Source organism: Roseicyclus marinus (genome assembly GCF_036322625.1).
Lineage (GTDB): Bacteria > Pseudomonadota > Alphaproteobacteria > Rhodobacterales > Rhodobacteraceae > Roseicyclus > Roseicyclus marinus_A.
The window spans coordinates 3,505,505-3,518,922 of record NZ_AP027266.1; the positions used below are offsets into that span (position 1 = coordinate 3,505,505).

Sequence of the window (13,418 nt, forward strand, 5' to 3'; positions counted from 1 at the left end):
AGGACCGAAAGCCCCCATGTTCCGCTTCTTCGAAAATCTGGTCGATCCCTACACGGCCTATTCCGAAACCGATGCGCCGCCGCGTCGGCTGTGGCCCTTCCTTTGGGAATATTCCCAACCTTTCAAGGGCGTATTCGCCCTGACGGCCCTGATGTCGGTCATCGTCGCGGTCGTCGAGGTGGGGTTGATCTGGTATATGGGCCGCGTTGTCGACCTGATGTCCACGGGCGATCCGAGCAGCGTTCTGGCCAGCCATGGCTGGGAATTGATCGTCGCCGCGATCTTCATCCTGACGCTGCGCCCGCTGATCCAGGGCCTCGATGTCGCGCTTTTGAACAATTCGATCCTGCCGCAATTCGGCGCGCTGATCCGCTGGCGCGCGCATCGGCAGGTGCTGCGCCAATCGGTCGGCTGGTTCGAGAATGATTTCGCGGGCCGCATCGCCAACCGGATCATGCAGACCCCCGGCAGCGCGGGCGACGCGATCTTTCAAATCTTTGATGCAATTACCTTTTCCCTCGCCTATCTCGTCGGCGCCGCGATCCTATTGGCCGATGCCGACCCGCGTCTCGCGATCCCGCTTCTGGCATGGTTTGCGCTCTACGGCCTGCTTTTGCGCTGGACGATCATCCGCATCGGCCCCGCCTCCAAGGCCAGCGCCGATGCACGCTCCATGACGACGGGGCGGGTCGTCGACAGCTATACCAACATCCATTCGGTCAAGCTTTTCGCCCATCACGACCGCGAAATCGCCTATGCCAAGGAAGCGATCGAAGAGACGCGGCAGACCTTCGCCCGCGAAATGCGGCTTTTTACCATCATGGACGTGGCCTTGACCGCGTTGAACGGCCTGCTGATCGTCTCGGTTGTCGGTTGGGCCTTCTGGCTTTGGTCCGCCGGTGCCGCCTCGGTCGGGGCGGTTGCCGCCGCGACGGCCCTGACCTTGCGCCTCAACGCGATGACGGGCTGGATCATGTGGGCCGTTTCCACGCTGTTCCGTTCGCTCGGCGTTGTCGCCGAAGGGATGGAGACGATCGCAGACCCGATCACGCTCACCGATGCCGCCGATGCCAAGCCGCTGCAGATGGCACAGGGCGAAATCACCTTCGACGCCGTCAGCCACCATTACGGGCGCGGGGCGGGTGGATTGGACCGGGTGACCCTGACGATCCGACCGGGCGAGAAACTGGGCCTTGTCGGGCGCTCAGGCGCTGGAAAATCCACCATCGTCAAGCTCTTGCTGCGGTTCTACGATGTCGAGGAGGGGCGCATCCTGATCGATGGGCAGGATATCCGACGCGTGACGCAGGACAGTTTGCGCCGCGAGATCGGCATGGTGCAGCAAGACAGCTCGCTTCTGCATCGCTCGGTCCGCGACAACATTCTTTATGGCCGCCCCGACGCCACCGAGGAGCAGATGATCGCCGCCGCCAAGCGGGCGGAAGCGCATGAGTTCATCCTGACCCTCGAAGATCCGCAGGGCCGGCGCGGCTATGACGCCCATGTCGGCGAACGCGGCGTGAAATTGTCCGGCGGTCAGCGCCAGCGCGTGACGCTTGCGCGCGTGATCCTCAAGGATGCGCCGATCCTCGTGCTGGACGAGGCGACATCGGCACTGGATTCGGAGGTCGAGGCCGCGATCCAGGACACGCTTTACGGCGTGATGCAGGGCAAGACGGTCATCGCCATCGCGCATCGGCTTTCGACCATCGCGCAGATGGACCGGATCGTGGTGCTGGATGCGGGCCATGTCGCCGAGGAAGGCACGCATGCCGAATTGCTGGCCAAGGGCGGGCTTTATGCCGGATTCTGGGCGCGGCAATCGGGCGGCTTCATCGGAACCGAGACGGAGGCGGCGGAATGACCCGCGTGTTCCGTCCGATCCTGTTGTGGCTTGCCGATCTGATCGACGGTTTCGCCCCCGCCGAAGGCGCGCCGCCCCGCACGCTCTGGCCATTCCTGCGGTGGTGTCTTGCCGGGGCCTGGCCCGTGATCTGGGTCGCGACACTGTTTTCCGCGCTGGCAGGCGGGATGGAGGTGGCCTCCGCCTGGCTCTTGGGCGTGGTGATCGACAGCGCGCTGTCCCATGGTCCCGAGGGATATTTCGCCGAAAACGCGCTGCTGATCGGGGTCTATGTCGGGTTCTACCTGTTGTTGCGCCCCTTGTTTTTCGGGGCCTCGGCGGCGTTCAACGGGATCGTTTTGCCCCCCAACCTCGCCCCCCTGATCCAAAGCCGGCTGCACCGCTGGTCGCTTGGCCATGCCGTGAGCTTTTTCGACAATGATTTTGCAGGCCGCATCGCCCAAAAGCAGATGCAGACCGCAGCCGCGCTGGTGAACGTGGTGACCGAGGTCATCAACGCGGGTGCCTTTGCCATCGCCACGCTGATCGGTGCGGTGGTGATGCTGGCCGCCATAGATTGGCGCATCGGGTTGGTGCTGCTCGTCTGGACGGTCGGCTATCTCTACATGATCCGCTGGTTCATGCCGCGCATCCGCAAGCTGTCGAAAACACGGGCGGCGGCGCGCGCCAATGTGACGGGCCAGATCGTGGACACGATCACCAACATCAAGACGGTCAAGCTGTTCGGTCATGTCGATTACGAGGATGAAACCGCGATCGAGGCGATGAAGGGCTATCGCAGCGCCGCGCTTGATTTCGGGTTCCTGTCCACCGGGTTCCGTCTTGCGCTGATGGCGACGGCGGGGGCGCTGCCGGTGGCCTTGGTCCTGGGGGCTGTCGTCCTGTGGCAGGCGGGCAGCGTCACGGCGGGCGAGATCGCGGCGACCGGTGCCGTTTCGATGCGCATCGCCCAGATGACCGGCTGGGTCAGTTTCACGCTGATGGCCATCTACGCCAATGTCGGCGAGGTCGAGGACGGGATGCGCACCCTCACCCCGCCCCATGACCTGACCGATGCCGAGGGCGCGGTCGAGCTGACGGCGGCCAAGGGGCGTATCGCCTTTGAAAAGGTCAGTTTCGCCTATGGGCGCGAAACCGGCGGCGGGGTCGATGGTATCGATCTGGTGGTCGAACCGGGGCAGAAGATCGGCATCGTGGGCGCCTCGGGTGCCGGGAAATCGACCTTGGTGGCGTTGCTTTTGCGGCTCTACGATGCCGAAGGGGGGCGCGTGACGCTGGATGGCGTCGATGTGCGGACGATCAAGCAAGACAGCCTGCGCCGTCAGATCGCGATGGTCACGCAAGACACGGCGATGTTCAATCGCTCTGCCTATGACAACATCCTGTATGGTCGCCCCGGCGCGACCGAGGCCGAGGTTCACGCCGCCGCGAAACGGGCCGAGGCGCATGGCTTTATCGAGGGGCTGATCGACCATCGCGGGCGCACGGGCTACGGTGCCTTTCTGGGCGAGCGCGGCGTGAAACTGTCCGGCGGTCAGCGGCAACGGATCGCGCTGGCACGTGCCTTTCTCAAGGATGCGCCGGTTCTGGTTCTGGACGAGGCGACCAGCGCGCTCGACAGCGAGGTGGAGGCCGCCATCCAGGATACGCTGGGGCAGGTGATGGACGGAAAGACCGTGATCGCCATCGCGCACCGGTTGTCCACTCTGTCGGCGATGGACCGGATCGTCGTGCTGGATCGTGGCCGCATCGCCGAGGACGGGACCCACGACAGCCTCTTGGCGCAGGGCGGGCTTTACGCGCGCTACTGGAACCGCCAGTCGGGTGGCTTCATCGGTTTGAACGACGCGGCGGAATAAATAAATTTTTGAATTTTTTGGATCTCACGGTGGGGCAAAAAATGTGATTTACAGATATATGAGCGTCGAGGAATAGGCTTATAATCCTGCAAATATTTCAAGATCTAGCATTATTAAAAAGTTTTCTCTGATTTTTATCCCAATCCATCCGCAAAAAGCCACCATTAAAATCACCTTTGCCGACAAGCCAATACACGCGCCGATAAAATTGTGAAAAAAGCTTTGCCTAGCGCGTCTGTATTTTTTCATCGATTCTACAAGGTGTATTTCCGCGGCCTTCCAGCACTCATCTGCGGACTTTTCAGGCGCGCGAATTAAGATCGAAATATAAAAAAGGGGGAAAATATCAACGGAACCTCGTCCCTCTAGATCACAGTTATGGTTGTAAACCCAGGTTAATTCAAAACCTTGAACGATGATCAAAATGGCCAAGCTTGAAATCAAAGATATTTGCCAAGGAATGAGAGCAAAAGAAGCAATAATGAAAACAGAAAGCATTAAGTTAAGAGTCAGAATACTCAGCAAGAGTTCTCTGGAGCGATAGTCAACATAGTTATCGGCTAATGAGTGAAAAGGGGCGAAATTATATGGTGGAACCTTGTTGTCGTACATATTGTTTCTCACACACGCGAAACTGAAAGTTGGCACAAAAAGCGAAGATATCGTGTATCATGCTTCGCAGCCTACAGAAATTCAACTATCTTCGACTTAAAGAGGAGCAAGGCTACTCGTAAATGATGGCTGGCTTCTAGCTCTGTTGTCTTATGGTGCTGGTAAAGTGGATTGTGGTGTCCCAAGCAGGAAGCCATTGAGCTTGAGCGCCGAGCGAGGCAAGTGATGGAAAATTGACGAAAAATAACAGCATGACCGATACCCAAGTCACCATCCACCGATTGGGCCACCAGGGCGACGGCATCGCGCCCGGTCCCGTCTTTGTCCCCCTGACGCTTCCCGGCGAAGTGGTGGCGGGCGCGGTCGACGGCGACCGGATGGAGGCGCCGCGCATCGTCACGCCCTCGCCCGACCGGGTGCGCGCGCCCTGCGCCCATTTCCGCAGCTGCGGGGGCTGTTCGCTGATGCATGCCTCGGACGGTTTCGTGGCCGGGTGGAAGGCGCAGGTGATAGAAACGGCGCTGGCCGCCCATGACCTGACGACCGAGATACGGGCCACCGCTACCTCTCCCGCGCGGTCGCGGCGGCGGGCCACGCTGGCCGGCCGGCGCACGAAAAAGGGGGCGCTTGTGGGCTTTCACGGGCGGCGGTCGGACGTGATCGTGCCCCTGACCGAATGCCACGTGATCGCGCCTGACCTGTTCGCGCTGATCCCGGTGCTGGAAGAGATCGTCAAACTGGGCGGGTCACGTTCGGCCACGCTCTCCTTCGCGCTCACCCTGACCGAGACCGGCGTCGATTGCGCTGTGTCGGGGGGCAAGCCGCTGGATGGCCCGCTGCGCGCGGCGCTGCCCCGGTTCCGTGATCGGATCACGCGGCTGACATGGGGGGGTGAGCCCGTCTATGCCGATGCGGTGCCGCGCCTGTCCTTTGGGCCTGTTGCCGTCGCTCCGCCGCCGGGTGCCTTTCTTCAGGCCACGGCCGAGGGTGAGGCCGCCCTGCGCGCCGCCGTGGCCGAGGCCTTGACCGGTGCGGCGCGCATCGCGGACCTCTTTGCGGGCTGCGGGACCTTTGCCCTGCCGCTGGCAACCCATGCCCCCGTCCATGCGGTCGAGGGCGATGAGAGCCTGACCGCCGCGCTGTCGCAAGCGGCCCGTCATGCGCAGGGCCTGCGCCCGGTCACCACGGAAACCCGCGACCTGTTCCGTCGCCCGCTCCTGCCCGAGGAATTGGCCAAGTTCGATGGCGTGGTCATCGACCCGCCCCGCGCCGGGGCCGAGGCGCAGACCCGCGCGTTGGCCGAGGCGCGCGTGCCCCGCATCGCCATGGTGTCGTGCAACCCCGTGACCTTTGCCCGCGACGCGGCCTTGCTCACGCAGGCGGGTTATCGCCTGAATTGGGTGCAACCCGTCGATCAATTTCGCTGGTCCCCTCATGTGGAGCTTGCGGCCAGCCTGTCGCTGCCCCATCTCAGCGCAAACTGAGCGAGGGAAAGAATGAGCGACGTGCGTATCGAGGATGCGGGGTTTCGCGGACAGCTTGAGGCATGGTTGGAACGGCCAACCATCCGCAATGCGATCATCGGGGTGATCCTGTTCAACGCGGTGATCCTGGGGCTAGAGACATCGTCAAGCGTGATGGCCGTGGCGGGGCCGGTGATCTTGCTGCTCGACCGCGCCTGTCTGGCGATTTTCGTCGTGGAACTGGTGCTGAAGCTGGTGGCGCTTGGGCCAAGGTTCTTCCGCTCGGGGTGGAACATCTTCGATTTCGTGATCGTTGGCATCGCGCTGGTGCCCTCGGCCCAGGGGCTGTCTGTGCTGCGCGCGCTGCGCATCTTGCGGGTGCTCAGGATCGTTTCGGCGGTGCCGTCGCTGCGCCGCGTGGTCGAGGGGCTTTTGACCGCGTTGCCGGGGATGGGATCGGTGTTCTTGTTGATGTCGATCATCTTCTACATCGGTGCCGTGATGGCGACGAAGCTCTTCTCGGCCAGTTTCCCGGAATGGTTCGGCTCCATCGGGGCGTCGCTTTACACGCTGTTCCAGGTGATGACGCTGGAAAGCTGGTCGATGGGCATCGTGCGCCCCGTGCTCGAGGTCTATCCCTATGCCTGGGCGTTCTTCGTGCCCTTCATCATGGTCACGACATTCGCCGTGGTGAACCTGATCGTGGGTCTTGTGGTCAATTCCATGCAGGACGCCCATGCCGAGGAAAGCAACGCCGCGACGGATGCCTATCGCGACGAGGTGCTGGAACGGCTGCGCAAGATCGAGGAACGGCTGAAGTAGGCTGGGCAATCTGCCCACCGGTGGTAATGGTGGGCGGATCGCCCACCCTACGCCCGCCGCTCCATCCGCGCCACGCCCAGCACATCGAGAACCTTTGCCTCGATATCCGACGCGTTCATCCGCGCCACGGCGTACATGTCCTCGGGGCTGGCCTGATCGATGAAGATGTCGGGCAGGACCATGGAGCGGTATTTCAGCCCGGTGTCGAATACGCCTTCCTCGGCCAGCAGATGCGCCACATGGGAGCCGAAGCCGCCCACGGCCCCTTCCTCCAGCGTGATCAGCGCCTCGTGGTGGCGGGCAAGCTGCAAGATCAGGTCGCGGTCGAGCGGCTTGGCGAAACGGGCATCGGCGATGGTGGGCGTGATGCCCTTTTGCGCCAATGCCTCCGCGGCCTCGCGCACTTCTTTCAGCCGCGCGCCGAAATTCAGGATGGCGACCCTGTTGCCCTCTGCGATGAGGCGACCCCTGCCGATCTCCAGCACCTCGCCCCGCTCGGGCAGATCGACGCCCACACCCTCGCCGCGCGGAAAGCGGAAGGCGGAGGGGCGGTCGCCGATCGAAAGCGCGGTCACGACCATGTGGCGCAATTCGGCCTCGTCGGCGGCGGCCATGACGACGAAATCGGGCAGGTTGGCGAGGAATGCCACGTCATAGCTGCCCGCATGGGTCGCGCCGTCGGCCCCCACCAGCCCCGCGCGGTCGATGGCAAAGCGCACGGGCAGGCGCTGGATCGCCACGTCATGCACGATCTGGTCATAGCCGCGCTGAAGAAAGGTCGAATAGATGGCGCAGAACGGTTTCAGGCCCCCGGCCGCCATGCCAGCGCAAAAGGTGACGGCGTGCTGTTCGGCAATGCCCACGTCAAAGGTGCGCGCCGGAAAGCGTTCCCCGAACAGGTCTAGCCCCGTGCCATCGGGCATGGCGGCGGTGACGGCGACGATCTGGGGGTCATCCTCCGCCTCGCGGATCAGGGTCTGGGCAAAGACCTTGGTATAGCTTGGCGCATTGGCGGGGGCTTTTTTCTGCTCGCCCGTGCGGATGTCGAATTTCGCGGTGGCATGTCCCCGGTCGGGGCGGTGTTCGGCGTAGCCCTTGCCCTTTTTCGTGATCGCATGGATCAGGACCGGCCCATCGGCGCGCGCCTTGACCGTGCGCAGGATCGCCAGAAGCTGGTCCATGTCATGCCCGTCGATGGGCCCGATATAGGAAAAGCCAAGCTCTTCGAAGAGCGTGCCACCCACGGTCGCGGCCTTGAGCAATTCCTTGGCGCGCCGCGCGCCTTCCTGGAAGGGTTCGGGCAAAAGCGACACGGCGCCCTTGGCCGCAGCCTTCAGCTCCTGAAAGGGTGCGCCCGCGTAAAGCCGCGACAGGTAGGAGGACATGGCGCCCGTCGGTGGCGCGATCGACATCTCGTTGTCGTTCAGGATCACGATCAGCCGCTTGCCCAGATGGCCCGCGTTGTTCATCGCCTCGTAGGCCATGCCGCCCGACAGCGCGCCATCGCCGATCACGGCAATCGCATCGCCATGACCGGTGTCGCAATCGCCCCCCAGATCCCGCGCCACGGCAAAGCCAAGCGCCGCCGAGATGCTGGTCGAAGAATGCGCCGCGCCAAAGGGGTCATAGGGCGATTCGGATCGCTTGGTGAAACCCGACAGCCCGTCCTTTTGCCGGATCGTGCCCATCCGCCCGCGTCGGCCCGTCAGGATCTTGTGCGGGTAGCATTGGTGGCTCACGTCCCAGATCAGCTTGTCGCGGGGCGTGTCGAAGACGGCGTGGAGAGCGACCGTCATCTCGACCACGCCAAGGCCCGCGCCGAAATGGCCCCCGGTCTGGCTGACCGTCCAGATGGTTTCCGACCGCAATTCATCGGCCAGGCGGCGCAGGTCGCCATCGCTGAACCGCTTGAGATCGGCAGGCGCTGTCACGCGGTCAAGCAGCGGTGTGCTGGGGCGGTCGGTCATGGGCGTGACCTCCTTCCGGGCTTATCTGTCACGGTCGATGATGTAGCGCGCCAGCGCGGCAAGGTTATGCGCCTTTTCGCCATAGGGGGCGAGCGCGGCCTCGGCCTCGGCGACCAGGTCGGCGGCGCGTGCCTTGGCCCCGTCAAGACCCAGCAGGGAGACAAAGGTCGCCTTGCCCGCCGCCGCATCCTTTTGCAGGGCCTTTCCAGCCGTCGCCGCATCGCCCGTCACGTCGAGGATGTCATCGGCGATCTGGAAGGCCAGGCCGATGGCCCGCGCATAGCGGCGCAGCGGGGCAGGGTCCGCCCGGCCAAGGATCGCGCCCGCCTCGGCCGGCCATTCGATCAGGCGGCCCGTCTTGTTGCCCTGCAATTCGGTGATCTGTTCCAGCGTCAGCGGCAGGGCGGCGGTTTCGGCGGCGATATCCTGTGCCTGCCCCAGAACCATCCCCTGCGCCCCCGAGGCGCGGGCAAGGCTGCCGATCAGGGCAACACGCTGCTCCGCATCGCCTGCGCGCGCATCGGCCAGCAGTTCAAAGGCGAATGTCTGAAGCGCATCGCCCACCAGGACGGCGGTCGCCTCGTCCCATTTGACATGAACCGTGGGCTGGCCACGCCGCAGATCGTCGTCATCCATGCAGGGCAGGTCGTCATGGACAAGGCTATAGGCATGCAGGCATTCGACCGCCCCGGCCGCGAACAGCGCCTGCGCTGGCGGCACATCGAACAAGCCCGCGCTTTCCAGCACGAGAAACCCGCGCAGCCGCTTGCCGCCATTGGTGGCGTAGCGCATCCCCTCGGCCACCCGGTCCGGGCCAAGCCGCGCCAGTTCCTCGGCGAGAAAACCGGTGATGGCCCGCTGGGCCGCATCGAGCGCCTGCGCGAACACCTGTCAGAGACCCTCGACCGGTGTCGTGCCTGTGGGCTGGCCGCCCGCGTCGAGCGTGATCTGCGCGACCTTTTCCTCGGCTTCCTTGAGCTTTGCCTCGCAGCGCGCCTTGAGCGCCGCGCCGCGTTCGTAGAGCTTGATCGACTCTTCCAGCGCGACATCGCCCCGGTCCAGCGCGGTCACGACCTGTTCCAGTTCGCGGATCGCCTCTTCGAAACTCATTTCGCCGATCGGCTTGCCCTGGCTCATGCGCCCCGCTCCTTCAATTCCGTGACATGTACCGCGACAGATGCCGCGAGTGCGGGCAGATCATAGCCGCCTTCGAGAGTCGAGACCACGCGCCCGGCGCAGACCTCATCCGCGATGTCGCACAAGGACCGCGTGAGCCAGGCGAAATCTTCCTCGGTCCAGGCGAGGTTGGCGAGCGGATCATCGACATGGGCGTCAAAGCCCGCCGAAACCAAAATCAGTTCGGGCTGCCAGCTCCGCAACCGGTCAAAGGCCTGCGCCTGGTATACGCGCCGCATCTCGATGCCGCCGGAACCGGGGGGAAGCGGCAGGTTCAGGACATTGTTCGACCCGCCCCGTTCGCTGGCCGCACCCGTGCCGGGATAAAGCGGGATCTGCTGGGACGAGATGAACAGCGCGCGGGGTTCATTCCACAGCACGTCCTGCGTGCCATTGCCGTGATGCACGTCGAAATCCACCACCGCGACGCGGGACAGCCCGTGCACCTCGAGCGCATGGCGCGCGGCGATGGCGACGTTGGAAAACAGGCAAAACCCCATCGCGCGGTCCCGTTCGGCGTGGTGGCCGGGCGGGCGCGTCGCGACAAAGGCGTTGCGGTGGGTTCCCGCCAGAACGGCATCGACCGCGGCAAGGCATCCGCCAACGCCGCGCAGCGCCGCTTCCCACGAACCGGGGCTGGCCCATGTGTCGGGGTCGAGCCCTGCCATCCCGCTTTCGGGGATACGGGCGCGCACATGGTCGATGTAGTCTTGCGGATGACCCAAAAGCAGCGCGGCTTCACTGGCCATGGGTGCGATCATCCGCGTCAGGCTGTCGAATTCCGGGGCGGACAGTGCTTCGTTGATCTCTTCCAGCCGCTCGACCCGCTCGGGGTGGCCGGGCGGCGTGAGATGGTCGAGCCCTGCGGGGTTTTCGACGAGAAGCGTCATGGTCTTGCGCCTTTTGGGGTCAATCGGGTGACAGCATGTAACCCGCGCCGCGCACCGTCTGCAAATAGCGCGGCTGTTTCGGGTCCGGCTCGATCTTGCGGCGCAGGCGCGTGATCTGCACATCCACCGCGCGTTCCTGAACCTGCTCGCCCCCGATCTTGTCCCGGTTCAATAGCGTCACCAGTTCCGCGCGGCTGAACGCCTTGTTCGGCCCGCCGGTGAAGATGCGCATCAGCGCCGCCTCGGTCGCGGTCAGGCGCACGGGCTGCGCGCCTTGCCACAATTCACCCCGGTCCAGATCGTAGCGAATGGGGCCCAGATGCAGGATCTGGGGCACCTCGGTCTCGCGCTCTGGCTTGGGCATCCGGCGCAGGACCGCGTTGATCCTGAGCAGCAATTCCTTGGGCTCGAACGGCTTGGCAAGGTAATCGTCGGCCCCGGCCTCCAGCCCGCTGATCCTGTCGCTCGTTTCGCCGCGTGCGGTCAGAAGCAAGATGGGCGTGCCATGGGCCGCGCGGATGTCGCGGCACAGGCTCAGGCCATCCTCGCCCGGCATCATCACGTCGAGCACGATCAGGTCAAAGGCCAGACCCGCCAGCAAGCGCCGCGCCTGTGCCGCATCGCGCGCCACCGTCGCCATGAAGCCGTGCCGGATCAGGAATTTCTGCAAAAGACCCCGGATGCGTTCGTCATCATCCACGATCAGCAGATGTGCGCCGATATCCGTCGTCATCGGGTGCCGTCCCCGCCTTCCTGGTAGTGGCGGCGCATGTCGGGGTCCATCATCTGTTCCAGCACCGCGCGAAAGCCCGCGACCGCATCGGGCCCTGCATTGCGAAAGGCATCGCGCATCCGGTTGCGCTGCGCCTCGGACAGGGCGCGCTCCAGATCGGCGCCCTTTTGCGTCAGGAACAGGTGGCGTTCACGCTTGTCGCGGGTGCCGACGCGGCTGTCCACCAGGCCATCCTCGACCAGCGTGCGCAGAACGCGGTTCAGGGATTGCTTCGTCACCCCGAGGATCGAGAGCAGGTTGTTCACCGTCGTGCCGGGTGAGCGGTTGATGAAATGGATCGCCCGGTGATGCGCGCGACCATATCCGTAATCCTGCAAGATGCGGTCAGGGTCGGCGGTGAAGCCCCGATAGGCAAAGAACATGGCCTCGATCCCCCGGCGCAACTGGTCGTCGGTGAGAAACAGAAGGCTTTCCCCGCGCCCCATCAGGTTCGCCGCGTTGCGATCTGCCATCTGGCTGTCCCTTCCGTTTTCCCCTTCGGGATTTTGGGGCAGTTTAAGTCAGCCTTGTTGACTTTCCAAGAATCAATTGTTAGCGAATAGGGCGTTTTGCGCAATAATATGTCCGCTTCGGGCATTTTTCGCGCAACATTCGAAAAACCATCCGGTGGGAAGAGCCGGTGACAGAGACGAGGATCAGGACGATGGCCGGGGCCTATGACGATCGTGACGGCAAGATCTGGTTGGATGGGGCGCTGGTGGATTGGCGGTCGGCCAATGTGCACATCCTGACCCATGCGATGCACTATGCCTCCTCCGTATTCGAGGGAGAGCGGGCCTATAACGGCAAGATCTTTGAATCCCGCTGGCATTCCGAGCGCCTGCTGAAATCGGGCGAGATGATCGACATGCCGATCCCCTATACCGTCGACGAGATCGAGGCCGCGAAATACGAGGTCATGCAGGCCAATGGCCTGACCGACGCCTATGTCCGCGCCATCGCGTGGCGGGGTGCGGGCGACGACATGGGTGTCTCGTCCAAGCGCAACCCGGTGCGGATGGCCGTCGCGGCCTGGAGCTGGGGCAATTACTACGGCGATGCAAAGACCAAGGGCGCCAAGCTCGACATCGCGAAATGGCGCCGCCCGGCCCCCGAAACCGCACCCTATCAGGCCAAGGCTGCGGGCCTCTACATGATCGCGACCATGTCCAAGCATGCCGCCGAGGCCAAGGGCTGCTCGGATGCGATGATGTTCGACTACCGCGGCTATATCGCCGAGGCGACGGGTGCGAACATCTTCTTCGTCAAGGATGGCGAGGTGCACACGCCCAAGCCCGATTGCTTCCTCAACGGGATCACCCGGCAGACCGTGATCGGCATGCTGAACGAGCGCCAGATCAAGGTCCATGAACGCCACATCATGCCCGAGGAGCTGGAAGGTTTCGAACAATGCTGGCTGACCGGCACCGCCGCCGAAGTCACGCCGGTAGGCCAGATCGGCGACTACAATTTCGAGGTGGGATCGCTCACGCGCCACATGTCGGACGCTTACGAGGCGCTGGTTCGGGCCTGAGGGTCAGTGACGGGCCTTCATGGTCGCCCAGACCGCGAAGGCCCGTCTATCCTTGTTGTCCGTCCGTCGATAAAGCCTGATTGCTTCTTCCACGGCATCGATGATCTGCACGACATCGCTGAGTTGGAAGCGTGACATGGGGTCGTAATCAGCATTGTGCCGATCCTCCTGCAACTTCACGAACAAGTTGCCGAAGTCTTGGATTTCTTGCGGAAATCTCGTCATCACCTTGCCATTGCTGCATTGGGCCTTGGCGAACCCGTGCTCGACCGAACGGTAGGCTTGGCGCCATGCGGGCGCGCTTCGCATCGACCCGGCAGTCCCGATCATTCCGTCGGCTACTGTTCTGCAGACCTCATGAAACAGGGCGTAATATGCGCTGCTGACCGCGCGTTTCAGGTCGGATTGTCGAGGCCTGCGCGATGAACGCCTCGTCACTAAGAGTTTTGCCGTTTGGAT

At 63.5% G+C, this 13,418-nt stretch carries 13 protein-coding genes; 5 read left to right on the forward strand and 8 right to left on the reverse strand.

Features of this window, described 5'->3' with window-relative positions:
• Positions 1–16: 16 nt before the first annotated feature.
• Both AABA51_RS16900 and AABA51_RS16905 read left to right on the forward strand, forming a co-directional pair.
• Entirely contained in the window at positions 17–1,864 is a 1,848-nt protein-coding gene (locus tag AABA51_RS16900; RefSeq protein ID WP_338273267.1) for an ABC transporter ATP-binding protein, read from the forward strand.
• A complete protein-coding gene (locus AABA51_RS16905) occupies positions 1,861–3,723 on the forward strand; it encodes an ABC transporter ATP-binding protein (RefSeq protein ID WP_338273268.1) in 1,863 nt (620 codons plus the stop codon). The genes AABA51_RS16900 and AABA51_RS16905 overlap by 4 nt, the downstream gene beginning before the upstream one ends.
• A gap of 78 nt (positions 3,724–3,801) precedes the next feature.
• Here the strand turns inward: AABA51_RS16905 and AABA51_RS16910 are convergent, their stop codons facing one another.
• Positions 3,802–4,335, reverse strand: a complete 534-nt coding sequence (locus tag AABA51_RS16910; protein WP_338273269.1) for a hypothetical protein — start codon at positions 4,333–4,335, stop codon at positions 3,802–3,804.
• Between the two features lie 251 nt (positions 4,336–4,586).
• On the opposite strand from AABA51_RS16910, the gene AABA51_RS16915 reads away from it, so the two are divergent.
• Together AABA51_RS16915 and AABA51_RS16920 are read left to right on the forward strand one after the other, a co-directional pair.
• Positions 4,587–5,819 (forward strand): class I SAM-dependent RNA methyltransferase, encoded by a 1,233-nt coding sequence (locus AABA51_RS16915; protein ID WP_338273270.1) that lies wholly within the window; start codon positions 4,587–4,589, stop codon positions 5,817–5,819.
• Positions 5,820–5,831: 12 nt separating this feature from the next.
• A complete protein-coding gene (locus AABA51_RS16920) occupies positions 5,832–6,620 on the forward strand; it encodes an ion transporter (protein ID WP_338273271.1) in 789 nt (262 codons plus the stop codon).
• Between the two features lie 47 nt (positions 6,621–6,667).
• Here AABA51_RS16920 and dxs read toward each other — a convergent pair whose 3' ends face one another.
• Genes dxs through AABA51_RS16950 form a run of 6 tightly spaced genes read right to left on the reverse strand, consistent with a single transcriptional unit; the run spans position 6,668 to position 11,898 of the window.
• Positions 6,668–8,587 (reverse strand): 1-deoxy-D-xylulose-5-phosphate synthase, encoded by a 1,920-nt coding sequence (dxs, locus tag AABA51_RS16925; protein ID WP_338273272.1) that lies wholly within the window; start codon positions 8,585–8,587, stop codon positions 6,668–6,670.
• 21 nt (positions 8,588–8,608) lie between these two features.
• Positions 8,609–9,475, reverse strand: a complete 867-nt coding sequence (locus tag AABA51_RS16930) for a polyprenyl synthetase family protein (RefSeq protein ID WP_425328824.1) — start codon at positions 9,473–9,475, stop codon at positions 8,609–8,611.
• Between the two features lie 3 nt (positions 9,476–9,478).
• Positions 9,479–9,724 carry an exodeoxyribonuclease VII small subunit gene (locus tag AABA51_RS16935; RefSeq protein ID WP_338273273.1) on the reverse strand — a complete coding sequence of 82 codons (246 nt, stop codon included), beginning with the start codon at positions 9,722–9,724 and terminating at the stop codon, positions 9,479–9,481.
• Positions 9,721–10,653, reverse strand: a complete 933-nt coding sequence (locus AABA51_RS16940; protein ID WP_338273274.1) for a histone deacetylase family protein — start codon at positions 10,651–10,653, stop codon at positions 9,721–9,723. The genes AABA51_RS16935 and AABA51_RS16940 overlap by 4 nt, the downstream gene beginning before the upstream one ends.
• Positions 10,654–10,672: 19 nt before the next feature.
• Positions 10,673–11,386, reverse strand: coding sequence for a response regulator (locus AABA51_RS16945; protein ID WP_338273275.1), 714 nt, complete (start codon positions 11,384–11,386; stop codon positions 10,673–10,675).
• The gene (locus AABA51_RS16950) at positions 11,383–11,898 is read right to left on the reverse strand and encodes a MarR family winged helix-turn-helix transcriptional regulator (RefSeq protein ID WP_338273276.1); all 516 of its coding nucleotides are present in this window, start codon (positions 11,896–11,898) and stop codon (positions 11,383–11,385) included. Before AABA51_RS16950 ends, AABA51_RS16945 begins: the two co-directional genes overlap by 4 nt.
• Positions 11,899–12,089: 191 nt before the next feature.
• On the opposite strand from AABA51_RS16950, the gene AABA51_RS16955 reads away from it, so the two are divergent.
• Positions 12,090–12,959, forward strand: a complete 870-nt coding sequence (locus AABA51_RS16955) for a branched-chain amino acid aminotransferase (protein WP_338273277.1) — start codon at positions 12,090–12,092, stop codon at positions 12,957–12,959.
• Positions 12,960–12,962: 3 nt separating this feature from the next.
• On the opposite strand, the gene AABA51_RS16960 is transcribed toward AABA51_RS16955, so the two are convergent.
• Positions 12,963–13,289, reverse strand: coding sequence for a hypothetical protein (locus AABA51_RS16960; RefSeq protein ID WP_338273278.1), 327 nt, complete (start codon positions 13,287–13,289; stop codon positions 12,963–12,965).
• Between the last annotated feature and the right edge of the window lie 129 nt (positions 13,290–13,418).

Coding starts and splice junctions, on each gene's coding strand:
- AABA51_RS16900 (WP_338273267.1), top strand. CDS start 17: ATGTTCCGCTTCTTCGAAAATCTGGTCGATCCCTACACGGCCTATTCC.
- AABA51_RS16905 (WP_338273268.1), top strand. CDS start 1,861: ATGACCCGCGTGTTCCGTCCGATCCTGTTGTGGCTTGCCGATCTGATC.
- AABA51_RS16910 (WP_338273269.1), bottom strand. CDS start 4,335: ATGTACGACAACAAGGTTCCACCATATAATTTCGCCCCTTTTCACTCA.
- AABA51_RS16915 (WP_338273270.1), top strand. CDS start 4,587: ATGACCGATACCCAAGTCACCATCCACCGATTGGGCCACCAGGGCGAC.
- AABA51_RS16920 (WP_338273271.1), top strand. CDS start 5,832: ATGAGCGACGTGCGTATCGAGGATGCGGGGTTTCGCGGACAGCTTGAG.
- dxs (WP_338273272.1), bottom strand. CDS start 8,587: ATGACCGACCGCCCCAGCACACCGCTGCTTGACCGCGTGACAGCGCCT.
- AABA51_RS16935 (WP_338273273.1), bottom strand. CDS start 9,724: ATGAGCCAGGGCAAGCCGATCGGCGAAATGAGTTTCGAAGAGGCGATC.
- AABA51_RS16940 (WP_338273274.1), bottom strand. CDS start 10,653: ATGACGCTTCTCGTCGAAAACCCCGCAGGGCTCGACCATCTCACGCCG.
- AABA51_RS16945 (WP_338273275.1), bottom strand. CDS start 11,386: ATGACGACGGATATCGGCGCACATCTGCTGATCGTGGATGATGACGAA.
- AABA51_RS16950 (WP_338273276.1), bottom strand. CDS start 11,898: ATGGCAGATCGCAACGCGGCGAACCTGATGGGGCGCGGGGAAAGCCTT.
- AABA51_RS16955 (WP_338273277.1), top strand. CDS start 12,090: ATGGCCGGGGCCTATGACGATCGTGACGGCAAGATCTGGTTGGATGGG.
- AABA51_RS16960 (WP_338273278.1), bottom strand. CDS start 13,289: ATGATCGGGACTGCCGGGTCGATGCGAAGCGCGCCCGCATGGCGCCAA.